Annotated in this window: 14 protein-coding genes; 9 read left to right on the top strand and 5 right to left on the bottom strand. The window is 52.7% G+C overall.

Annotated elements, in window-relative coordinates:
- Positions 1-148 precede the first annotated feature (148 nt).
- From AWR27_RS12700 to AWR27_RS12690, 3 genes are all read right to left on the bottom strand, one after another.
- Complete coding sequence (locus tag AWR27_RS12700) at positions 149-2,926, bottom strand: hybrid sensor histidine kinase/response regulator transcription factor (protein ID WP_077131513.1); 2,778 nt, start codon at positions 2,924-2,926, stop codon at positions 149-151.
- A 98-nt stretch (positions 2,927-3,024) separates the two neighbouring features.
- Positions 3,025-3,663: a 3-keto-disaccharide hydrolase gene (locus tag AWR27_RS12695; protein ID WP_077131512.1), complete on the bottom strand. Its 639-nt coding sequence runs from the start codon at positions 3,661-3,663 to the stop codon at positions 3,025-3,027.
- A 70-nt stretch (positions 3,664-3,733) separates the two neighbouring features.
- Entirely contained in the window at positions 3,734-6,193 is a 2,460-nt protein-coding gene (locus tag AWR27_RS12690; protein ID WP_077131511.1) for a S9 family peptidase, read from the bottom strand.
- A 148-nt stretch (positions 6,194-6,341) separates the two neighbouring features.
- Here AWR27_RS12690 and AWR27_RS12685 point away from each other — a divergent pair, with 148 nt between their 5' ends.
- The gene (locus tag AWR27_RS12685) at positions 6,342-9,080 is read left to right on the top strand and encodes a PAS domain-containing protein (RefSeq protein WP_077131510.1); all 2,739 of its coding nucleotides are present in this window, start codon (positions 6,342-6,344) and stop codon (positions 9,078-9,080) included.
- Between the two features lie 3 nt (positions 9,081-9,083).
- Here the strand turns inward: AWR27_RS12685 and AWR27_RS12680 are convergent, their stop codons facing one another.
- Both AWR27_RS12680 and AWR27_RS12675 read right to left on the bottom strand, forming a co-directional pair.
- Positions 9,084-11,606, bottom strand: coding sequence for a CotH kinase family protein (locus tag AWR27_RS12680; RefSeq protein WP_083732838.1), 2,523 nt, complete (start codon positions 11,604-11,606; stop codon positions 9,084-9,086).
- A 105-nt stretch (positions 11,607-11,711) separates the two neighbouring features.
- Positions 11,712-12,569, bottom strand: coding sequence for a helix-turn-helix domain-containing protein (locus AWR27_RS12675; RefSeq protein WP_077133968.1), 858 nt, complete (start codon positions 12,567-12,569; stop codon positions 11,712-11,714).
- A 183-nt stretch (positions 12,570-12,752) separates the two neighbouring features.
- Between AWR27_RS12675 and AWR27_RS12670 the strand changes: the two genes are divergently transcribed.
- From AWR27_RS12670 to crtD, 8 genes are all read left to right on the top strand, one after another.
- Positions 12,753-13,976: an ABC transporter substrate-binding protein gene (locus AWR27_RS12670; RefSeq protein WP_077131508.1), complete on the top strand. Its 1,224-nt coding sequence runs from the start codon at positions 12,753-12,755 to the stop codon at positions 13,974-13,976.
- Positions 13,977-14,097: 121 nt separating this feature from the next.
- Positions 14,098-14,976 (top strand): carbohydrate ABC transporter permease, encoded by an 879-nt coding sequence (locus AWR27_RS12665; RefSeq protein ID WP_077131507.1) that lies wholly within the window; start codon positions 14,098-14,100, stop codon positions 14,974-14,976.
- 132 nt (positions 14,977-15,108) lie between these two features.
- Positions 15,109-15,918 carry a carbohydrate ABC transporter permease gene (locus AWR27_RS12660; protein ID WP_077131506.1) on the top strand — a complete coding sequence of 270 codons (810 nt, stop codon included), beginning with the start codon at positions 15,109-15,111 and terminating at the stop codon, positions 15,916-15,918.
- A gap of 152 nt (positions 15,919-16,070) precedes the next feature.
- Positions 16,071-17,183 carry an ABC transporter ATP-binding protein gene (locus tag AWR27_RS12655; protein ID WP_077131505.1) on the top strand — a complete coding sequence of 371 codons (1,113 nt, stop codon included), beginning with the start codon at positions 16,071-16,073 and terminating at the stop codon, positions 17,181-17,183.
- Between the two features lie 52 nt (positions 17,184-17,235).
- On the top strand, positions 17,236-17,631 hold the full coding sequence (locus tag AWR27_RS12650) for a GxxExxY protein (RefSeq protein WP_077131504.1): 396 nt from the start codon (positions 17,236-17,238) through the stop codon (positions 17,629-17,631).
- A 115-nt stretch (positions 17,632-17,746) separates the two neighbouring features.
- A complete protein-coding gene (locus tag AWR27_RS12645) occupies positions 17,747-20,071 on the top strand; it encodes a glycoside hydrolase family 65 protein (RefSeq protein WP_077131503.1) in 2,325 nt (774 codons plus the stop codon).
- A gap of 536 nt (positions 20,072-20,607) precedes the next feature.
- Positions 20,608-21,474, top strand: coding sequence for a PE-PGRS family protein (locus tag AWR27_RS12640; protein ID WP_077131502.1), 867 nt, complete (start codon positions 20,608-20,610; stop codon positions 21,472-21,474).
- A gap of 126 nt (positions 21,475-21,600) precedes the next feature.
- On the top strand, positions 21,601-23,163 hold the full coding sequence (crtD, locus tag AWR27_RS12635; RefSeq protein WP_077131501.1) for a 1-hydroxycarotenoid 3,4-desaturase CrtD: 1,563 nt from the start codon (positions 21,601-21,603) through the stop codon (positions 23,161-23,163).
- Positions 23,164-23,185: the final 22 nt, after the last annotated feature.

Here is a 23,185-nt window from a genome sequence, read left to right as displayed (position 1 = left end):
GTTGAAACGAGGTGATTGCGGGCGGATTTCGATTTTGATACGGCTATTTTTGATTTCGTATCAGGCTTCCGTAAGGGGTTGAACGTGACCGGAAAATGATTTTGAAAATGATTGCCAACGAGAGGCCATTGCAGGGTAAGAAAACGGTTTAAACCGCTCGTACCTCCGGCGATTTACGAAATTCGGAAGGCGTATGCCGGGTATGTTGTTTAAAGAACGTGGTGAAGTAGGCGGGCGAACTGAAGCCCGTTTCGCAGGCGATTTCAGCGATGGGTTTAGTGGTTTCGGTCAGCAGCATTTTGGCTTTTTTTAGCCTGATTTCGGTAAAATAATCGGTAACGTTTTTGCCCAGCAGCGTCTGCGCCTTGCGATAAAGCTGCACCCGCGACAGCCCCATTTCGCGGCTGAGTTGCTCCACGCCAAACGACGAATCGGTGAGGTGCTGCTCAATGAGCGCGGTCATTTCGTTGAGGAATTTCTTTTCCTGCCGGTTTTCGGTTTTAACGAGGTAATCGCTCGTGTAGCGGTTCTGCCACTTGGCGCGGTTGGCGAGGGTAGTGTTGATAATTTCGAGCAGATAGGTCATCTGAAACGGCTTGGCAATGTAGGCGTCGGCCCCGGCGCGGGTGCCTTCAAGACGGTGTTCCATCTGCCCTTTGGCCGTTAGCAAAATAACCGGAATGGTGGAGGTGCGAAAGTCGGCTTTTAGCTGCTGCGTAAACTGAATACCATCCATGCCGGGTAGCATAATGTCGCTGATAACCAGATCGGGTACGATGTCCAGCGCAAGTTCCCAACCGCGTTCGGCTGACGATTCGGCCAGCACCTCAAACCGGTCGCTCAGGCGCAGGGTCAGGTACTCACGCAGTTCGTCGTGGTCTTCGATTACGAGCAGCGTTCCCAACTTTTGGCGAGGCAGTGTCGGAACGGCTTCGCCAGCCTGTGCCCATTCTTCGTCAACGGGCAAACTCGTGCGGGTGGGTGCGGTTGGGCTAATTTCGGATGGGTCCAGATGAGCGTTGCCCAGTGGCAGTTGTACCGTAAAGAGGGTGCCGCGCCCCTGTTCCGACTGCACACTGATTTCGCCATGGTGCAGGGTAACAAACTCGCGCGAGAGGGCTAAACCCAGCCCGTTGCCGAGCGTGAACTGCGATGTACCGGTGTAGAACAAATCAAAAATATGCGTCTGCTCATCGGCGGTCATGCCTGCGCCGTTGTCCTGCACCTGAATGCACACGCTTACGTTGTCGTGGTCTAACCGAACGTGAATAAAGCCACTTTTGGGCGTGTACTTAAAGGCGTTCGAGAGCAAATTGAACAGCACTTTGTCCAACTTTTCGCGGTCGAACCAGAGTGGCAGCGCAGGCGGTGTCGACACAAACCGCAGATCAATCCGGCGTTTGTCGGCCTTACCCCGGAAATCCTGCACAATGTCGCGCACAAACGCAACAACGTCTTCTTCCTGCGCTTTCAGCAGTAGTTTTCCGGCGTCGGCTTTTCGCAAATCGAGCATCTGATCGACTAAGCGAAGCAGCCGGTGTGCATTTTTCTGTACCAGCGACAGGCTATTTTTGAGTTCGCGTTCGTCAACGTGTTTGCGGGTCAGGAGTTCTTCGGTTGGCGTTAGAATCAGGCTTAGGGGCGTGTTGAACTCGTGCGAGATGTAGGAGTAAAAGCGGAGTTTTTCTTCCGTTGCCAGTCGGGCCTGTTTCGACACGGCTTCAATCTGATCTTTCTGCTGCCGGATTTCGTCGTTCTGCACGGCCAGTCGGCGGTAAGCGGCTTGTTTCTCCTGCACCAAATAGAGCGCGTAGGCTCCCAGAACAACCACAATGAGCAAGCTTACCAGCGTGACGTACAGCCGGTTGCGCTGCGATGCGTAGGTACGGCTGAGGTCGGCAATTCGCTGTTGCTGCCGGTCAATATCTACCTGCTGTTCAATCAGCTTGTCGCTTTGCAGCTTCATAATCCGCACGTTTGTGGAGTCGATGAGCGTGATGGGCAGGCGGTTTTCGCGTTTGAAGGGTTGTTTTTTCAGGATAGCGAGAGCCGTGCGGATAGCCTCTTTACCGCCTGTCGGGTACAGCACCGTGGCACTCAGAATGCCGCGATTTACGAGGTCGATACCTTCGTTGGGGCCGGGCAAGCCATCGACGCCAATAAATTTGATTTGTTTTTCTGACCCCAGCCGCTGACAAATACGAAATGCTTTCAGGGCGGTGCGGTCGTTCTGGGCGAAGATAAGTTGAATGCTCGGCCCGGTTTTGAGCAGATGGGTTAGCTCGGCGGCAAAGGAACGCTTATCCCAGTCGCCTTCTAACTTTCTGACCAACCGAAGCCCCGGATGCTGGCGAACAACCTCGGCAAAGCCCCGGTGCCGGTCAATATCTGCCGATGACCCCGGCGACTCGCCAATCTCGATAATATTGCCCGTACCTTTCAGGAGCGTGTTGGCGCAAATACCCGCCGTGCGGCCCACTTCCACATTATCGGCTCCTACGTAGGCTGTGTATTGGTCGGAAGCCGTGCGCCGGTCGAGAACAATAACCGGGATACCCTGCTGATACGCTCGCTCAACAACAGGCGTAATGGGGCGGGCTGAATTGGGCGAAACAATCAGTAAATCAACTCGTTGCCGAATCAATTCATCAATTTGCCGAACCTGCGTCGCGCTTTGACCACCCGCGTCTTTAACAACAAAGTCAACGTCGGGGCTGAACGATAACTCCTGATTCATGCTCTCCCGCATCGATTTGCGCCAGGTGTCGGCGGTAGTGCGCTGGGAGAATCCGATGCGGAAGGTAGCTTTCTGCTCTGTGTCGGCACAGCCGGTCATGCCGATTCCCAAACCAGCTACAGGCAGAAGCAGCCGGAGGAAAACCCGAAAGCGTCGATAGTATCTTGAAAAAGTAGAGGAAACGTACATAAGAGAGACAGAAAGTTGCTGCTATGCATTGATAGGGCAACTTTCTGTACTCAAAAATATGCATAAAAAATCAGGAAAAAAGTCTATTGTTCACAATGTCAATCCGGTAGTATCCGAATCATGACATCTTTGTAATAAACCTTGCTTTTCGGGTCGTGGCCCTGCAAGGCTACCGTGCCGCTGCTCAGCTTACGTCCGGCATTACCGCCTGTGCGCCCGCCCGTGTCGGGTTCTGTATACTCATTGATAACCTGATCGTTTACTTTCACGGTAATCTTTTTGCCCTGCACAATGATGTGTTCTGTGTACCATTCTTCGTCTTTCACGAACACGTCTTTCACATCCTGAAATGAATAGACGCTGCCCGTTTTGCGCCAGTCGGTATGAGTTTGATTAACCTGAATTTCGTAGCCTTTGGCGGGCCAGCCAGTGTTCTGGTATTCCGTGTGAATGAACATGCCGGAGTTGGAGCCGGGCATGGTTTTTACCTGCGCTTTCCACTCGAAATTTTTGAAATTATGATTGCCCACCGGTCCCTCGTAGAACAGGTGTGCCCGTGGCCCGAACACCACAATCGCTCCATCTTCAATGGTGAACGTAGCAGGATTTTCGGCAGGTTTCCAGCCGGTAAAGGTTTTACCGTCGAACAGGCTTACCCAGCCGTCGGCGTCTTTTTTCTGACCGAACGAAAGGGTTACGCAAAAGCAGAAAAGCAGGAAAAGATTGAGGGTTTTCATAGAGTTAGAAAGAAAAACACGGGTTATGTGTAGGGCAAACAGAGATTAAAATCTGTGGTAGTGCCTGTTTCTACTTGCCGCCACTCAACTTACTTGCTGTGGCTTTGGGGTTTTTTACGTAAGCATCGAGCCAGTTGTTCATTTCCCAGAGCATGTGCAGCAGCGATTCTTTGGCCGTGTAGCCGTGGCTCTCGTAGGGTAGCAGCACAAAGCGCGTGGTAGCCCCGAACCCTTTCAACGCGTTGTAATACCGTTCCGACTGAATGGGGAAGGTGCCGGTGTTGTTGTCGGCCTCGCCGTGAATCAGCAGCAGGGGCGTCTTCATTTTGTCGGCGTTCATAAACGGCGACATCGCGTTGTACACCTGCGGAGCCTGCCAATAAGTGCGCTGCTCGTTCTGGAAACCGAAGGGCGTGAGGGTGCGGTTGTAAGCCCCGCTGCGGGCAATGCCTCCCTTAAACAAACGGCTATGGGTCAGTAAGTTGGCGGTCATGAATGCGCCATACGAATGCCCGCCAACGCCCACCCGACTCGAATCGGTTACGCCCAGCCGAACGCCCTCGTCAATGGCCGCTTTCGCACTTGCCACGAGTTGCTCTACGTAGGTATCGTTCGGCTCTTTGTCGCCTTCGCCCACAATCGGGATGCTGGCGTTGTCGAGAATGGCGTAGCCCATTGTTACGAAGGCAGCCGCGCCCCAGTAGCTGATGCGGTTGAACTGGTACTTCGACCCCGACACCTGCCCGGCGGCATCTTTGCTTTTGAACTCGGCAGGATAGGCCCACAAAAATGTTGGTAATGGCCCCTGCTCTTTTTTATAATCGGCAGGTAAGTAAAGCGTGGCGGTCAGGTCAACACCGTCGGCGCGTTTGTAGCGAAGTTGTTGTTTCTGAACGCCTTTCAACTGCGGATACGGGTGCGGGAAGTTCGTAACCTGAATGGGCGCAATACGGGCGCGGAGGTTTCGGATAAAGTAATTCGGGTTTTCGTCGGGCGTTTCGCGGGTGGTCAGAATCACCTGCCGGGCGGCATCGAGCACGGCAACCGGCTTCTCGAAATATGGAGCCTGCGACCGCCAGAGTTCGCGGGTTTGGCGGGTTTTCAGGTTGAGCAGGCTCACAAACGGGCGGTCGCCATCGGGTGAGGCTCCTTGTGCATTAATCATAAATACCTCGCCCGATGGCAGCAAATTCAGCACCGACCGACCGTATTGGTTGCGTTTGGTATCGGGGTCGCCGGGGTCGCTGTAGCGGTCTTCATACGAACGGTCGAAGAGCGTAGTAGCCTGCCAGTTGGTGGGGTTCACGAGTTTGGTGATAGTTTTCCGGGTCTGCCACCAGAATTCGCTGGCAAGGGCCGTGTTGTTGTCGCCCCACTCGAACCCCTGAAACCGATACGCAGCCGCGTAGATTTCTTTCGGCTGGGCGGTAAAGGGCGCATCGATTAAATACACTTTGTCGCGAATGTCGGCTTTCACTTTCGGGTCGCCGTTGTCCTGTGCTTCGGTATACCAAACCGAGGCCGGAGCGTCGTTGCGCCAGGCATAGTCGCGCGGGCCAGTGGGGGCACCGTCGGGGCTATAGGGTACGCTCTCCTGCAAAGGCGTGTCGGCCAGGGTTTTCACCAGCGTTCCGTCAATGCTGAACACGTCGGTACGAAGCGGGAAACGGTAGATCGGCACTAAATACGAGAATGGTCGGTGGGCCGTTTCGGTCAGCACATAGCGACCATCGGGCGAAGGCATAGCACCCGTAATGACACCCGGTTCGCCGATGGGCCGGGCCGAGCCATCTAACCCCAACCGCATCACCTGCGCTGTGGCGTAGTACAGAAACTGCTGTTCGTCGGACGTGTTTTTGAGCAAATCCTGATAGGTAGGTGCCTGCCCGCGTTTGCCGCCAATGTTCTCCTGCGCGGTGGGACCGGTCGGTACGCGATTAACAGTAGGAGCCGCTCCCCGGTTGGCAGGCACGGCCCGCACAATCAGGCTTTGATTATCTGAAACCCACTGATAGGGCGTACCAAGCGTAGCATTCAGCGCAACCGTACCAACGGGCCGGGCTGCCGCCGTAGCCACATCGACAACGTATAAAGTGATCCGGTCAGCAGCCGAGTGAGCGAACGCAATTTTCGATTCATCCGGCGACCATTGCACATAGCTAATGAGTGGCTGCGCGGGCAAACCCGTTACGGCGACTTCTGCACCAGCAGGTAATCGCTTGATTTTCAGGTTCGTGAGATAGCGCATCCGGGTAGGGCCATTGTTGGCCGGGTTGATGCGTACACCGGCCAGCCGCAGTTCGGGCTGCGATAGCTCGGCGATGGACGGAGCCGACGCCTGTTCGAGAATCAGCAATACGTCGCCCCGGCTATTGACGCTAACGCCCGGTGTGGGCGGCACCGTTACCAGATCGGCTAAGGGTTTGGGAGGTGTTTGGTAGGTGGCGGCATCCTGCGCGTGGCCCGTAACCGAAATAGTGGCGAACCAACAGATTGTCAGCATTGTGCGCGATAGACGTAAACACAACATGAAGCAGCGTAGTTTATGAGTAGAAGCCTAAAGATACGGAAAACCCGAAATACGGACGCAGATGAACAGGGGTTTTCGCTTGCAAACATGAAGATGTTTTCATGGAATTCGATTAATTTCGCCTAATCTTTTCAACCACATAGCCCGAATGCTGACCACTTCACCCGTCGATGTGACGTATACAGGCCCTGACTCACTGCTGATGGGAATTTTGAATGCGTCACAGGATGCTATCTTCGTTTTAACAGCGATTCGCAACGAAGCGGGGGCTATTCTGGATTTCAGCTATAGTCACGCCAATAATAAAGTCACCGAATTGTTCGGTCACTCGGCTCATACGCTCCGGCAGTCGACGTTTCTACGTTTATACCCAAGTGCTGTAGATGCTGGGCTATTTGCCCAGTTTGCGGTTGTGGCCGACTCGGGCCATCCTTACCACGATGAGCTGTATTACAGCGCCGAAGGGCTGGATGCATGGTATGAAGTGTCGGCCAGCAAACTCGACGGTGTCGATGCCGTTGCCGTTACGGCCAAAGACATCAGCGAACGTAAACGACAGGAGCAATCCGTTGAGCATGAGAACGATTTAGTTCAGAGTATGCTCAATGGTGCACTGAACGGTATTTTGCTGCTTGAGCCTGTCTATGATGAGCAGGGCCACGTACTGGATTTTACGATCCGGGGCAGCAATCCGGCGGTTAAGGCGCACACGGGCGTTGACCCCAGCACAACCATCGGGCAAACTATGCAGGCCGTGTATCCGGGTTATAGAGAAAGTGGTTTTTTTGATCTGTACTGTCGGGTGCTGGCAACGGGGGTGGCTGAGCGGAAAGAAAATTATTACGAAGATGCCGAACTACAGGGCTGGTTTGAAGTCTCCGCCGTTCGGCAAACATCGCCCGGTACAGGCTATGGTATCGTACTGACTTTTGCCAATACTACCGATGCCCGCCGTGCCCAGCAAGCCGTCGAACGCTCGGCAGCCGAATTGCAGGCCGTAATCGATAATTCGCAAACGGGGATTTTCGTGTTCAGCCCCATATATGACGACGCCGGTCAACTTGTCGATTTTCGGTTCAAAGCTATCAACCGGATGGTGGCTGCGCTGGTTGGGCAAACGCCCGACGTGCTAACCGGTACGCCTGCCTCTGACTGGTTCATCAGTTACCGCGATACGGAAATATTCGGCCACTATAAACGCACTTTTGAGACGGGCGAAGAAAGCCGGTTCGATATCAATTACAATGTCGACGGCTTCGATGTCTGGTTCGACGTGCAGTCGGTCAGGCTTGGGCAAGACGTGCTGGTGACGTTTACTGACTACACGGCGCTGAAAAAAGCCCAACAGGCCGATGAGCAACGGCTGACCGACATGACCCGACAGGCCGAGCTGCTCAATAGCGTACTGAACAGCTCAATCAGTGGCATCATGTCGTTCGAGTCGATTCGCGACGAAAACGGGCGAATCATTGATTTTCGATTCGTGACAGTCAACGATGCCTGCGAGCGCATTTTAAACATGCCGCTCTCCGCTATCTACGGGCAAACGCTCCTGAGCCTGTTTCCCGGCAATGTCGATACGGGCCTGTTCGCGTTATACGTTCGCACTGTTGAAACGGGCGAACCCTCGCGCACCGAAACGTACTACAACCTCGACGGGCTGGATTTCTGGCTCGACATTTCGGCCCGTAAGCTGGGCGATGGCTTCGTCGTGACATTTAACGATACGTCGATTATGAAACGGGCCGCCAAAGCCCTTGAGCAGTCGGCAGAAGAGCTGCAAACTGTAATCGACACATCGCAGACGGGTATTTTTCTGTTTACGCCTATTCGCAATGAACAGGGTGAGGTGGTTGATTTCCGGTTTCGGGTGGCAAACCGAATGCTGGCGGCCTATGTAGGGCAGGAGCCGAATGCGGTGGTGGGCGAACTGGGAAGCCGCTGGTTTCCGGGCTACAAAAGCAACGGGCTGTTTGAAAACTATCTGAAAACATACCTGACAGGCGAAGCGCAACGATTCGATTTTCACTACGATACCGACGGAATCGACGTTTGGCTTGATATTATGGCCACCAAAATGGGTGATGAGGTGTTGGTAACGTTTGCCGATTACACATCGCTCAAGCAACTTCAGCAGCAATTAGAAAACACGGTGATCGACCTGCAACGCTCGAACCGAAATCTGGAGCAGTTTGCCTATGTTGCCAGCCACGATTTACAGGAGCCGCTGCGTAAAATCCAGGCATTCGGCGACATTATCGAGACTCAATACGCGCCGTTGCTGGGGCAGGAGGGGAGCGACCTGATCCGGCGCATGACCTCGTCGGCACAGCGAATGCAGATTCTGATCAAAGACGTGCTGGCTTATTCCCGCATTGCCACCCGGCGAGAAGCCAATCAACCCGTCGATCTCAACCACATTGTTCGTGACGTGGTGGGTGATCTGGAAACGGCAATCAGCGAAAAACGGGCGTTCGTGCAGGTCGATCCAATGCCAACGGTTTCGGGCGATGCCGCTCAGCTACGACAGGTTTTCCAAAACCTGATTAGCAACGCGCTGAAATTTATGAAGCCCGGTCAACTACCCGATCTGCGCATAACCAACGAGGTAGTAACAGGACGACAGGCGAAAATTCGCGTACTACCTGCCGACCTTGACCGTAAGTTCTACCAGATTGATGTTGTCGACAACGGTATTGGTTTTGAGCCGCACCATGCCGAGCGTATTTTTCAGGTTTTTCAGCGGCTCCATAGCCGGAGCGAATACGCTGGTACGGGCATCGGACTCGCCATTGTGCAACGCGTTATCGAGAATCACCAGGGTTATATCACTGCCGAAGGTCGACTGGGTGAGGGGGCAACGTTCCGGCTGTTGCTGCCCGCGTAGGCGTTACGGGCGTCGCCAGTCGGTTTGGGCAGTATCATCTTCGCCGTTTTCGAAGCCGTTGCCCGCCGTTGAGTCGCTATCTGCCTGATTACACTGTTTCACCTGCGCCAGAATAACACCCTCGTTGGGCGGGCTGGCGGTAAACTGAAACCGAACAGTCTGCGTATGCTGTATGTCAGCCGCTATGCTGGGAAACGTTAACGTCAGCAATGAACCCGCCTGCGCCAGCCCGCTCATCGGTTCGGCCACAGCCCCGGCAGGTAGTTGTAGTTCAACCGTAACGCCCGTTGCGGTCAGCCCTCCCCGATTCAGTACCACAACGCTCAGGTTAACCGGGTTATCGGTTAGTGTACGACTGGCAAGTGCCATATTCAGTTGTAAATCAACGCGGGCAGGATTGGGAGCGGGCTGGTTTGCTTGTACGGCTGGCAACGGCGTTTGGTTAGGATTGGGCGAAGCAAACGTGCCGATGCCGCTGGTCTGCGTGCGAAGGTCGGCCAGGGCCGCGTCGTCCTGTCCGTCGCCCGTGCCGGAGTTAGGCTGGCTGTCGGGGTCGGTAGTGGTGGCGGCAGAGACCTCAACGGCGTTTTGATAATAACCGGGCTGTGTGGGTTGGGCCGTAAAGGTGTAGACCTCCTGTTCACCGGGAGCCAGGTCGCGCACCTGTACGGAAATGACCCCGGCTGTGTGGCTGATGGCCGGACTTGAAGTGTTTACAAAATTCAGGTTATCGGGTAGTCGATTGCGGAGTATAACGCCTTCGCTGTTTTGCGGCCCCGCATTGCTCACCACCAGCGATACATCGACCGGGGCGTTAACGGCGGGACTACGATTGGCGAACACCATATTTACTGACAGATCGGCCTGGCTGGACTGCACGGTCACCAACGCTGTTCCGGTGGCCGTGCCGCTGCCGCAGGCATTCTGCACCGATGTTAGCGTATAACTCTGCGTTTGCGCCGGGCTGACCGACACTACCGTTGGGCTGCTGGTAGCTGTGCCGCTAATGCCGCCCGACAGCGTGTATTGCCACGGAGACTCGCCCGTAAACGACAGCGACAGGGGAGTTGTTTGCCCCGAAACAACCGTTGCGTTACCGGCCAGCGTAGCCGTTGGGCGCGGAGACAGCCCAATCAGGCCGATGTTGGCGTCCATCCACGTCAAGTGGTCGGATAGCCAGTTTTTAAGGTCGGCCACTTCGCCCGCGAACGACACGTTGCCATACACTTCGTTGTAGAAAATTTCTTCGGTTAGAATAGGCCACTTCTGAAAATTACGCGACTGCGGGCTGGGGCTCCCCACTGTAAGCCGGGCCACGTTGCTGTCGACAAAGGCATGGAGCGAATCGGTGCGAAGAAACGACTGCCGCAACGTTTGATACCGGGTGCGAAGTTTCTCTACGAAGTAGCAATCTTCCAGCAAACGTTTGGGCCAGAAGGGTGCCAGGGGAGGCCGGGAGGGGCAGTTTAAATTATACTCCCAGGCCCAGCTACCGGTAGGTAAGACCGAATTAAGGTAACACCATTGCATATTTCCATAGCTACGGTCGAAATCCCAGGGTGGGCCGAATTTCAGTAAACCACCCCGCGTAATTTTCTCTTTGTAAAAGAAAAAACTAAGCCGCCACGCATCTACGTTCTTGCTAATTTCCTGAATCAGAAAGTAATCAACGGCGCGGTCAACGTCTAAATACTTTCGGTAGCCAGTTGCGGGGTCTTTAAACGACGTGCCGTTCAGTGCGTTTTCAAAAGCGGTCACATGATTCTGAATGTAGGTTTGCTGTTGTGGTTGAATATCTTCAGCATTGGGGTACTCGATCAGAATCGTTGGATTGTTGCTGGTCTGGCCCAGAGCCGGGTAAGGCGACGTCCAACTGGGGCTACTGCCGCCCACGGCTGCGTCGATTTTGAGGATATATCCTCCCGTGAGATCATCTCCGCTAATGTCGGTGGTTCGCAAACGGCTGATATTAACGCGCTCGGCGTTGCGCTTTATTTTTTCCATCGCAATGTAAATGCCCTGATACTGACCATTTACAATAACCTCAACGTGTTTCGTTCGTGGCGAATACGAACCCATGCGCCGGGCCATGTGGTGGGTAAGCATGTCGCGCATAAAGGTTTTGTCGGCATAAGACGCATTCAGAATCCAGTCTTCTTCGGCGGGCATACCAAATAGCGACACATTAATATCGGTAGTTCCAGAAGCATCTTTGGTTTCAAAACCGAATGATTTTTTAGGGAAGAACTGCGACGAATTACCGCGTGTCTCAATGTCAATTTTGCCGGTGTAGGTGGGCGTGTCGATGGTAATGTCGTTAATGACCGATGCTCCCGGCTTGTCGTAAATAAAGATGTCGGCCAGAATGCCCGGCTCGTTCGGAATGGTTTGCCCACCAGTTGTATTAATGACAACGATAGGTAGGTTAGATTGGGTAAGGGTCTGGGCCTCAGTGGCAGACAGGCTGGCGATGAGCATGGCAACGCTCATCAGCCATGAGCAGGTGTAGCGAATAAACATGTGCATAATTTCAGGTGTGGTTTTACATACGGATAAGTAAGTAATTCGGCAAAAATAGATCAATTCTGAAAGAACTGGCTCAATAAAAGAGACAACGGTAGGTTGGTTTACTTACCGGCTCATCTTCCGTCGGAACGCTCTGGGTAGCAGACCTTTACGTTGCGTGAAGCTCTTGTTGAAATTCGCGAAGCTGTTAAAGCCTACCTGTTGGGCAATGGCTGTGATGGGCTGTTGCGTTTCTATCAGCAACTGACAAGCCTGCCCGATGCGCAGGTCATTGATATAGCTGGTGAGGGTTTGGCCGGTAGCTTTCCTGAAGTATCGGCAAAAAGAAGCCTCATTCATACACGCAATGTCAGCGATTTGCCCCAGACTCAGCTCGTTCGCGAAATGATTGTGAATATAGCCGAAAACGTCCTGCATCCGCTTCTCATTCTGCCGACTCAGCAGGGGCGAATGCTTCGGACTGGCTAACGTCTCGGCTTCTGATGTAGTGGCTAATTCATCCAGAATTGACAGCAAGGTCAGAAATCTGGCAAGACCCTGCTGCCCGGTCAACTGCTCGAAACGCGTGTAATACCGACCTCCATCCGAAAACGCAAGCCCCCGCGACGCCCGCCTGAGCAACGTATCGACAGCCGCAAATTCGGGCAGGCCCAGCAGCGTTTTGGTGAGTAGTTCGGGCAGAAACTGAATCACATACACCTGCATGTTGTCGGTGGCTTCGTTGGCGTACTGCTGACTGATCCAGGTGTGTGGTAGATTAGCACCCAACAGCACCAGGTCGCCGTCCGAAAACTCGTGTACGCTGTCGCCTACCATACGCGTACCGCTGCCCCGATGAATGTAGCAAAGTTCAACTTCAGGATGGTAGTGCCAGTGGAAACCAAAGTGCGATACCTTTATCCAGTAGCTGGCAAACGACGAATCGGTAGTGTCGGGGCGGAGCGATTGCAGGCTGGGCTTCATATACGAAGGGAAAATGGAACACGGCTTGTACGGCATCCGTACAAGCCGTGTTCCATCAATTAGCTTATACAAATCAAATAACATCTATTTCATGCAAAAAAAATAAAGTTTTTGGCAAAACCAGAACATATCCCCTACTTTTTAGTACATTAGTTTTGTACAAATTCTAATCCGTATAGTTCTATGAAGATGGTGGGCCTGTGTTCGTTGCTGATTTTGATTTGCGGCAGTTGTTCGCAGGATGCGCCCGCAACGCGATTTTCGAGCTGGCAATCAAGCCCGACCGAAGAAAAACTGATGCGCGGTATGATGAGGAGCTTCCAGCAGGCTCACCCCGACGTGCCGTTTAAGTATGAACCCATTCCGGGTAATTATTCCGAGAAAATACAATTGATGCTCGGTACGCATCAGCCGCCCGACCTGTTCTGGCTAAAAGACTACACCTCACCCGCTTATCTGCGCTTCAATACCCTGGCTCCACTCGATGCCTACGTGGCGAACGATACGTCGTTTAATCTGAACGACTACTTCCCGCTTTTCCGGGATGCCTATAAATACAAGGGGAAGTATTACGGTTTTGCCAAAGATTTCAACGTCTACGTGCTGTTTTACAACAAGGCGATGTTTGCCAAAGCGGGTATCAGCCGACCACCCACCAACTGGCAGGAACTCGAACAAACGGCCCGCAAGCTTACAAAAGACACCAACGGTGATGGTAAAATTGACCAGTTCGGTATGGTGGTAGAGCCGGTGCCGGAAATGCTCATGCCGTTTGTTCATCAGAACGGTGGCAACCTGCACGATGAAGCCGGAAACCCCAAAGTGACCGAACCCGCTTTTCTGGGTGCGCTGGACTATTACGTAGGCTTATACCGCAAAAAAATTGCGACCATGCCAACCGACGTAGGCGCGGGCTGGAACGGCGACGTGTTTGGCCGACAAAATGCCGCAATGGTCATTTCGGGCGGCTGGCTGATTCCCTATTTGAAAGATGGCTACCCAACCGTGCAATACGGCGTGGCTCCGCTGCCACAGGGCAAAGTGAAAGCCACGCTGGCGTTTTCTACTGCTTATGTAATTCCGAAAGAAGCCAAACGGCCCGCCGAAGCCTGGAAGATGCTGTCGTACTTCGCTGGAAAAGAGGGTATGACCGAGTGGACCAAAACCGGGCTGGCCTTTCCGACGCGGCAGAGTGTAGCCAACGCCAACGGCTTTTACCAGCATCCTACGTATCGGGTGTTCATGGAAAGCATTCCGTTTGCCAAGCCGCTGTTTGTCAACTACTCCGAGCGGTGGTTCGATGAAGCGAGTGCATCGCTCCAATCTATTTTCTACAGTGGTGCCGACCCCCACGAAGCCATGCAGAAACTGGCTCCGAAACTGGAAAAACTGAAACTAAAAGATTGATGGAACGCGGATTTTACGGATTCTGCGGATAAACACGGATTTTCATTTACTCCGTAACGACAGAAAATAAATCCGTGTCAATCCGTCTTATCCGTTAAATCCGTGTTCCCCTTCAAAAGATATGCAATTTAAAAGCTCTAACCGCGAACAAACCTTCTGGGCCTGGGTGTTTCTGGCCGCGCCGATGCTGCTGCTGACGGTGTTTGTGTTCTTCCCGATTCTGTTCGCTTTCTTCGTCAGCTTCTTTGACTGGAACCTGCTGCTGCCCGACAAGCCGTTTGTAGGGCTGGCAAACTACATCGACGTGTTTCAGGACCCCGTGTTTCGGAAGGCGTTCCGCAACACCGTAATTTATACGCTCGGCGTAGTGCCGACGCAGACGTTGCTGGCGTTGATCCTGGCGTTTCTGATGAACCAGAAATTTCCGGGGCGGGTGCTGTTCCGAACGGCGTTTTACCTCCCCGCCATCACGTCGTCGGTTGTTACGTCTATCATTTTCGTCTGGATATACTCGAAGCCCGGGCTGCTCAATTATCTGCTCAGCCAAATCGGCATCACCTCGAACATCGATTGGTTAACCAACCCCAACACGGTGCTGGTATCGATTATGATGCTCAACATCTGGACTACGTCGGGCTATTTTATGATTTCATTTCTGGCCGGGCTACAAAACATTCCAATTTCACTTTACGAGGCCGCCCGCATCGATGGAGCCACAACCTGGCAGCAATTCTGGAAAATTACGGTGCCTATGGTGCGGCCTGTAACCTACTTCGTTGTTGTGATGAGCCTGATTGGTTGTTTTCAGGTCTTCGATCAGGTGTTTGTGATGAGCAGTGGCGGGCCGGATAATGCCTCCACCACGATGTCGTATTACGCCTACAAGAACTCGTTCAAATATTTCCGGTTCGGGTTTGGCGCGGCAGCGGCCATTATTCTGGCGATGATTATTTTCGGAACAACCTGGTTACAGAAACGCTATTTCCCGGCAGAGACGTAAATGAAAGAGGAACACGGATTTAACGGATGTTACGGATTTACACAGATTTTTATTTACTCTGTAATGGCAAAGAAAGAAATCCGTGTTTATGTGTCCCATCCGTAAAATCCGTGTTCCGTCCCCCACTACACTATGAAAAAACTTATATTTTTTGCCCTCCTGTTCAGCGCAGCCGCCTTGTATGTGGGGCCGTTTCTGTTCTCGATTTCGATTTCGTTCAATGCCAAAAAGAATGTTTTCGAGTGGCCGATTGAGCTGATTCCGTCTGTGGCAACGCTGGAAAACTATGCATCGGTCTGGCGCGATCTACCCTTTGCCAAATGGGTACTCAACAGTGTGATTGTCACGCTGATACAGACCATTGCGAACGTGTTTTTTTCTGCATTGGCGGGTTTTGCCTTTGCGCGGCTGTACTTTCCGGCCAAAAACCTGATCTTCGCACTGTTGCTGAGTAGCCTGATGATTCCGGCTATAATTCTGCTGGTGCCGAAGTTTATCATTCTCAACGAGATGCATCTGGTAAATACCTACGCCGGGCTGATTCTGCCCCTGCTCGTAACAATTCCGAACATCTTTTTGATGAAGCAGTTTTTCGAGACCATCCCGCGCGATCTGGAAGAAGCCGCACTCATCGACGGTTGTTCGTATTTCCGTATTTTCTGGCAGATTTTCCTGCCCATTTCCACGCCCGCGCTGGCAGCCGTTGCCATCTACACCTTTCAGGGGTCGTGGAACGAGTTTCTGTGGCCGGTTATCGCCACCTATACCAAAGACATGTACACCCTGCCCGTTGGCATGGCTACCCTCCGCGACGAACTGCAAACCAACTGGCCGCTGCTCATGGCCGGCACTATTCTGGTTTCGTTACCAACGCTGATGATTTTCCTGATTTTTCAACGCTACTTCGTGCAGGGCGTTGCCAGTTCAGGCTCGAAGGAGTAAACCCCACCCCGGCCCCTCCCCATTAGGGAGGGGCAAGTAGAAGCAATAGCTTAATTTCTAACCAACTACATTGCCTGAATAAAATAAATGTCTCTTGCACTTGCCCCTCCCTAACGGGGAGGGGTTGGGGTGGGGTAAAATCAAATACCAACATGGCATCCATTGAAGTTCGTAATCTCGTCAAGCAATATCCGGGCGCAGCGGCCCCCACCATCCGCAATGCCGACCTGGTTTTCAACGATAAAGAATTTATTGTGCTGGTGGGGCCGAGCGGCTGCGGCAAAAGCACCCTGCTACGCATGATTGCCGGGCTGGAAGATATTACCAGTGGTGATTTGCTGATTGATAACCAGCGGGTTAACGAGGTGTCGCCCAAAGACCGCGACATTTCGATGGTATTCCAGAACTACGCGCTCTACCCACACATGAGCGTGTACGACAACATGGCGTTCGGGCTGCAACTGCGCAAAGTGCCGAAAGATGAAATCGACAAAAAAGTAAAAAATGCAGCCCGGATTCTGGGCATCGAACACCTGCTCGACCGCAAGCCGAAAGACATGTCGGGCGGGCAGCGGCAGCGGGTGGCTATCGGGCGGTCGATTGTGCGCGAACCGAAAGTGTTTTTGTTCGATGAGCCGCTCTCCAACCTCGACGCCAAACTGCGTGTACAGATGCGTACCGAAATTAAACGCCTGCACCGCCAACTCGACGCCACGATGGTCTACGTAACCCACGACCAAATCGAAGCCATGACAATGGGCGACCGCATCGTGATTATGAAAGACGGCATCATTCAGCAGTTCGATACGCCCATGAACCTCTTCAACGACCCCATCAACAAGTTCGTGGCCGGGTTTATTGGTAGTCCGTCGATGAATTTTTTAGAGGGCGAAATTATCCGGGAAAACGGTTTGCTGGGCTTCAAATCGAAGAACGTGCTGTTTGGCATTCCAGACCCGCATCAGGCAAAACTGGCGGGCCACGTCGGTAAAGCCGTTACGTTCGGTTTCCGGCCCGAATACGTGTATGACAAAGCGGTGGAGTTTACACGGCATCTGTCGCAGGACGTTGATATCACGATTGATGTGGTTGAACCGATTGGCAGCGAGAGTTTCAACTACTTTCACTTCAACGGTAATCCTGAACCCACGTTCTGTTTCCGAACGTCTACCAACACGCTCTACAAACCTGGTCAGGTAATTACGATAGGCACGGACATTGAGCGGCTGCGGTTTTTTGATGAATCGGGCGAGCGAATTGCCTGATTTGGGATGGAACACGGATTTAACGGATTAGACGGATTAACACAGATAAACAATGTCGCGCTTGCTGCATAAAGAGTTAACCGATGCCATTATTGGGTCGTATTATGCGGTTTTCAATGAGTTAGGGTACGGCTTCCTGGAGCGGGTGTATCAGAACGCTCTATACATTGAGTTGAAGAATGAGGGATATGAAGTAGAAGCGCAGAAGCAAATCAAAGTGCATTACAAAGGCACACAGGTAGGCGATTATTTTGCCGATATTCTGGTAGAAAATTGCGTAATTCTTGAACTCAAAGCTTGTGAAACACTGGCTGAAGAGCATGAAATTCAATTGATGAATTATCTGCGAGCTACAACTATGGAGGTTGGCCTACTGCTCAATTTTGGCAAGAAACCCGAATTCAAACGGATAATATTCACCAACGACCGAAAAAATTTAAAAAAATGATGGAACACGGATTTAATGGATGAGACGGATCAACACAGATTTTTATTCTAAAGGCAAAAGAAATCCGTGCTGAATCCGTCGCATCCGTTAAATCCGTGTTCCATCCAACCAACCTATGATGAAGTACAACACAGGTTCCGGCGACCTGACTAACTGGATAGTCGAAGAAGCCGCTTTTACGCCCAAATTTCAGGGCAAGTGCGAAGCTATTTTCTGCCAGGGCAACGGCTACATGGGTGTGCGCTGCGCCACCGAAGAAAGCTACACCAATCAGGTGCGCAATACGTTCGTGGCCGGTACGTTCAACAAGTTCGATGAGTACGACGTTACCGAACTGCCCAATGCCGCCGATGTTACCGCCCTCGACATCTGGATCGATGGCGACCTGTTCAGCCTCGACAAAGGCTCGTTCACCAACTATTCGCGAACGCTCAACCTGAAAACCGGCGAAGTCGTGCGTTCGTTCGAGTGGACAAACCGGGCGGGGAAAACGTTCGCGTTTGCGTTCCGGCGGTTCATGTCGCTGGCCGACCTGCACACGATGGCCCTGCACGTGAGCATTACGCCCCTGAACGAATCGGCACAGATCGAAATTCAGTCGGGCATCAATGGGCAGGTGAGCAACTCCGGGGCGCAGCACTTCCACGAAGGCGAAAAACGCATTTTCGACAAGCAGCACCTGCAAATGCTGCAACAAACCACGCAGTCGAAAATTACGTTCGTGCACAACGCCACGCATAGCGTAGTGGCTGGTAACGAGACGGTTGGCTCGCGCTTCGCAATGGACCGGCGCAAAGTATACATGATTTACAAAGCCGACGTGCAGGCCAGCCAAACGCTCACACTCGAAAAAATCAGCAACGTTTACACCACCCGCGACCTGACGCACGAGCATTTGTCGCTGGATGAGTTACGGAGCGCGTCGATTGCCGACCTGATTGCGTCGGCGGGCCGGGGTTATAATGCCCTGCTGGCCGAGAGCGTAGCCGCCTGGGCTGGGTTTTGGCAGCAAACCGACATTAGCATCAACAGCCAACGGGATTTCGATCAGTTGGCAATTCGGTTTGCCATGTACCACTTGCGCATAATGACGCCCGCCCACGACAGCCGCATGGGCGTAGGGGCGAAAGGGCTATCGGGTGAGGGGTACAAAGGCCACTCGTTCTGGGACACCGAGATTTTTCTGCTGCCGTATTTTACCTACACCTTCCCTGAAATCGGGCGGAGTTTGCTCGAATACCGCTACAAAACATTGGGCGGGGCACACAAAAAAGCCCTCGAAAATGGCTATAAAGGAGCCATGTATCCGTGGGAGTCGGCCTGGATGGACGACGGCGAGGTGACGCCCGTGTGGGGTGCTGCTGACATCGTAACGGGCAAATCGACCAAAATCTGGAGCGGTTTCATCGAACAGCACATCACGTCTGACGTGGCTTTTGGCGTGTGGCAATATTACCAGATTACGGGCGACGAAGACTTTATGGAGCGATATGGCTACGAAATTTTGCTCGACACGGGCATTTTCTGGGCCAGCCGCTTAGAGTGGAACGACGAACGTCAACGCTACCACATCAACGAAGTAATTGGCCCCGACGAGTACAAGGAACACGTTGACAACGACGCGTTTACCAACTATACGGCGTACTGGTGCATTGAAAACGCGATCAGCTATTACCAGAAACTGAAAGCTGAAAAACCCGCTGTATTCGCCCGGCTGAACGAAAAATTATCGCTCGATGTCGAGATTCCGGTATTGGAGGAGCGGCTGGCGAAACTTTACCTGCCCCAACCCACTGCCGAGGGCGTTATTCCGCAGGATGATACCTATCTGGGCAAGCAAATTATCGACCTGAGCAAATATAAGGCGCAGGAACACGTCGGCTCAATTTTTCACGATTATAGCTTAGATCAGGTCAATCAGATTCAGGTCTCGAAACAGGCGTCGGTGGTGATGCTGATGTACTTGCTCGAACACAAGTTCGGTCCGGAGATCAAACGCGCCAATTACAACTATTATGAGCCTAAAACGCTGCACGACTCGTCGCTGAGTTTATCGACGCACGCGGTACTGGCAAATGACCTGGGCGATACAACCCTGGCCTACGAACTATTCCGGCGGGCGTCGGAAATAGATTTGGGGCCGGGCATGAAAACGTCGGATCACGGCGTTCATGCAGCCTCGCTGGGCGGCATCTGGCAGATTGTTGTCTGCGGCTTTGGGGGCGTCAGGATGGTAGGGGGTAAGCTGCGTATCACACCAAGCCTGCCCGAACAGATCGACGCCATCCAGTATCCTATTTACTGGCAGGGTAATCGCCTGAATGTCAGCGTATCGAAGCAGGACGTGTCAATCGTAAATGAAACAAAAAAATCAGCCATCACGCTCATCGTGAAGGATAACGAATACACGTTTACGGACGAGTTGACGGTTCACCTGTAATTTGTTCTCTTTATGCGTTGCACGGTGCCACTCCGCAAAGGTGTGGCACCGTTTTTTTTGTAAGTTGCTAATAGTCTGCTTATACCAATTTGACGTTGCATTGGCGTATGGCTGGCGCGAAGGATTGCTGGCGCGAAGGATTGCTGACGCGAGGGATTGCTGACGCGAAGAATTGCTGACGCATGTGGAGACGCAAAGGGTTGCGTCTCTACAATTGACTATCCGGTGTAGAGACGCAAAGGGTTGCGTCTCTACAATTGACTATCCGGTGTAGAGACGCAAAGGGTTGCGTCTCTACAATTGACTATCCGGTGTAGAGACGCAACCCTTTGCGTCTCCACATGCGCCAGCCATACGCTACATAGATTGTTTAGCCTAATCCGAGACTGCTCTGAACCGCCGGAACCAGCAGAAAAAGCCGAAAACCGACCGCTTAACAAATTCGCAATACCCAATTACACAGCCAAAACCACATAAATTGGCTAATTCCGGTGGTTCTTTCGTTACTTTGACACAATAAACAAGTGAGAGTATTTATGCGTATGCCCGTTTTGTTGGTTGTATTGCTGGTAATGGCTTCGTGCAAGCTGGAAAACCCCAGTGTATTGGAAGCTCAGTTTGCCGATCCTACGGTAACGCCCGTTCAGCCGGGTCAAATTGACGAGGCATCGGGCATGGTTGACAGTCGTAGTCAGCCCGGTAATCTCTGGATTCAGCAGGATAGTGGTTCCCCCGCCGAACTGGTACTGTTGGGCCACGATGGCAAAGTGAAAGGTAGATCGCCCGTCCCTAATTTCGGCAATCGCGACTGGGAAGAACTGGCGAATGGCCCCGGCCCACGCGATGGAATAAACTATCTCTACATCGGCGATATTGGCGATAACAACGCCCAAACGCCCATTGTGCAAATTTATCGATTGCCCGAACCAGCCAACCTGCAAACGCCAATCACGCAGGTTGAGCGTATAAATTTTCGTTACCCCGACGGCCCGCGCGATGCCGAAGCGATGTTTGTTGAGCCGCAAACGAAAGATATTTACATTGTCTCAAAGCGCGAACCAAAAGTGCGGCTTTATCGGCTGAAATATCCACAAAACGTCAACGAGGTGACGGTAGCCGAGTCGCTCGGCGAACTGCCGATGACATTCGTAACCGGAGCCGCCATTTCGCCCGATGGCCGTGAAATTATTCTTAGAACATACACAAACATCATGTACTGGAAACGCGATGGCAATCAAAGCGTTGCCGATGCGTTGCAATACGGCACCAGCCGCCAGTTGCCGTACCGGGTGGAGCCACAGGGCGAAGCCGTTTGTTTTGAGAAAGACAACAAAGGCTATTTCACCATCAGCGAACGTGCCAGCGCGTCGTCGGTGAATTTGTTTTATTATGCACGAAAATAATTCCGAACCAGGACGCTGGCCCGGCAGGATTAGCCAGGATTTACAAGATCACCGCAAGATTCTACGCTGCGCTTGTTTGATAATCCAGTAAGCGCAACGCATAAATCCTGTTTAATCTTGACAATCATGGCTAATCCTGGTTCAAAATCTGCTGCCATCATCGGGGCTGGCATTGCCGGTATTGCGTCGGCTATCCGGTTGGCCGTTCAGGGCTATACGGTCGATGTTTTTGAAGCTAACGCGTATCCGGGCGGTAAACTGTCGAGCTTTGAGCTGACCGGTGCAGATACCGGCGGCATCTATCGGTTCGATGCGGGGCCATCGCTGTTCACGATGCCGCACTTGGTCGATGACCTGTTTCGGCTGGCCGGGCGCAACCCTGCCGATTACTTCGAGTACCTGCGCTTGGACGAGACCTGCCGCTATTTCTGGGACGATGCTACCCGCCTGACCGCCTGGGCCGATCATGACCGCTTCGCCCGCGAAACCGAGACCGTGCTGGGCGAACCCGCCGACCACCTGCTGGCCCATCTGCACGACAGTGCGGTGAAATATGACGTCACGGAGAAGCTGTTTCTGCACCGTTCGCTGCACAAAGTCAGCACCTGGCTCAATCGCGATGCCCTGCGTGGCTACCTCAACCTGCCCCGGCTGGGTGTATTCAGCACCATGAACCACGCCAACGAACGCCGGTTTCGCCACCCGAAACTCGTTCAGTTGTTCAACCGCTACGCCACCTACAACGGCTCCGATCCGTACCAAACGCCCGCCACACTAAACATTATTCCGCATCTCGAATACAACATCGGTGCTTTTTTTCCGAAAAACGGCATGGTGAGTATCACTGGCAGTTTGGTGAAACTGGCCGAAGACCTCGGCGTGCGATTTCATTTCAATACGAAAGTAACCCAGATTGTAACGGAGGGAAAACAGGTGGTGGGACTAAAAGTGAAAAGTGAAAAGTTAAAAGTGGAAAATAAACGAAATGAAATTTTAACTTCTCACTTCTCACTTTTCACTTCTCATTACGACCTTGTCGTCTCCAACATGGACGTGGTGAATACGTTCCGAAAGCTGCTGCCCGATGCCCGGCAGCCGGAGCGGATTTTGCGCCAGCCCAAATCGAGTTCGGGCCTGATTTTTTACTGGGGCATCAAGCGTGAGTTTGCCGAACTGGGCTTGCACAATATTTTCTTCAGCAACGACTACCGCGCTGAGTTCGAGCATCTGTTTGGGCAAAATGAACTCTACCACGACCCAACTATCTACCTCAATATCACCTCAAAGCACAAATCCGACGACGCTCCGCCCGGCCATGAAAACTGGTTTATTCTGCTCAATGCACCCAACAATACCGGGCAGAACTGGGACGCTGTAATTGACCGTGCCCGTGAGAACGTGATTCAAAAACTGTCGCATAATCTGGGCGTCGATGTGGCGTCGTTGATAGAAACCGAAGCTGTACTGGACCCGCGCACCATCGAAAGCCGAACCTCATCGAGTCAGGGGGCATTGTACGGCAACAGCAGCAACAATCGTTTTGCGGCTTTCCTGCGCCACGCCAATTTCTCGCATGAGTTCAGCAACCTCTACTTTGTGGGCGGTAGCGTTCATCCCGGTGGAGGCATTCCGTTGTGTCTGCTTTCAGCCAAAATTGCCACCGAAATGGCGACTTCCAGTAAACAATAGGGGGTGTGGTGGTTTGATCTAT

It is taken from the genome of Spirosoma montaniterrae (genome assembly GCF_001988955.1).
Lineage (GTDB): Bacteria > Bacteroidota > Bacteroidia > Cytophagales > Spirosomataceae > Spirosoma > Spirosoma montaniterrae.
This window is presented reverse-complemented; position numbering and strand designations above follow the sequence as displayed.

Excerpts from the sequence above, each read along its gene's own strand:
- AWR27_RS12700 (WP_077131513.1), bottom strand. The coding sequence starts at position 2,926 with ATGTACGTTTCCTCTACTTTTTCAAGATACTATCGACGCTTTCGGGTT.
- AWR27_RS12695 (WP_077131512.1), bottom strand. The coding sequence starts at position 3,663 with ATGAAAACCCTCAATCTTTTCCTGCTTTTCTGCTTTTGCGTAACCCTT.
- AWR27_RS12690 (WP_077131511.1), bottom strand. The coding sequence starts at position 6,193 with ATGTTGTGTTTACGTCTATCGCGCACAATGCTGACAATCTGTTGGTTC.
- AWR27_RS12685 (WP_077131510.1), top strand. The coding sequence starts at position 6,342 with ATGCTGACCACTTCACCCGTCGATGTGACGTATACAGGCCCTGACTCA.
- AWR27_RS12680 (WP_083732838.1), bottom strand. The coding sequence starts at position 11,606 with ATGCACATGTTTATTCGCTACACCTGCTCATGGCTGATGAGCGTTGCC.
- AWR27_RS12675 (WP_077133968.1), bottom strand. The coding sequence starts at position 12,569 with ATGAAGCCCAGCCTGCAATCGCTCCGCCCCGACACTACCGATTCGTCG.
- AWR27_RS12670 (WP_077131508.1), top strand. The coding sequence starts at position 12,753 with ATGAAGATGGTGGGCCTGTGTTCGTTGCTGATTTTGATTTGCGGCAGT.
- AWR27_RS12665 (WP_077131507.1), top strand. The coding sequence starts at position 14,098 with ATGCAATTTAAAAGCTCTAACCGCGAACAAACCTTCTGGGCCTGGGTG.
- AWR27_RS12660 (WP_077131506.1), top strand. The coding sequence starts at position 15,109 with ATGAAAAAACTTATATTTTTTGCCCTCCTGTTCAGCGCAGCCGCCTTG.
- AWR27_RS12655 (WP_077131505.1), top strand. The coding sequence starts at position 16,071 with ATGGCATCCATTGAAGTTCGTAATCTCGTCAAGCAATATCCGGGCGCA.
- AWR27_RS12650 (WP_077131504.1), top strand. The coding sequence starts at position 17,236 with ATGTCGCGCTTGCTGCATAAAGAGTTAACCGATGCCATTATTGGGTCG.
- AWR27_RS12645 (WP_077131503.1), top strand. The coding sequence starts at position 17,747 with ATGATGAAGTACAACACAGGTTCCGGCGACCTGACTAACTGGATAGTC.
- AWR27_RS12640 (WP_077131502.1), top strand. The coding sequence starts at position 20,608 with ATGCGTATGCCCGTTTTGTTGGTTGTATTGCTGGTAATGGCTTCGTGC.
- crtD (WP_077131501.1), top strand. The coding sequence starts at position 21,601 with ATGGCTAATCCTGGTTCAAAATCTGCTGCCATCATCGGGGCTGGCATT.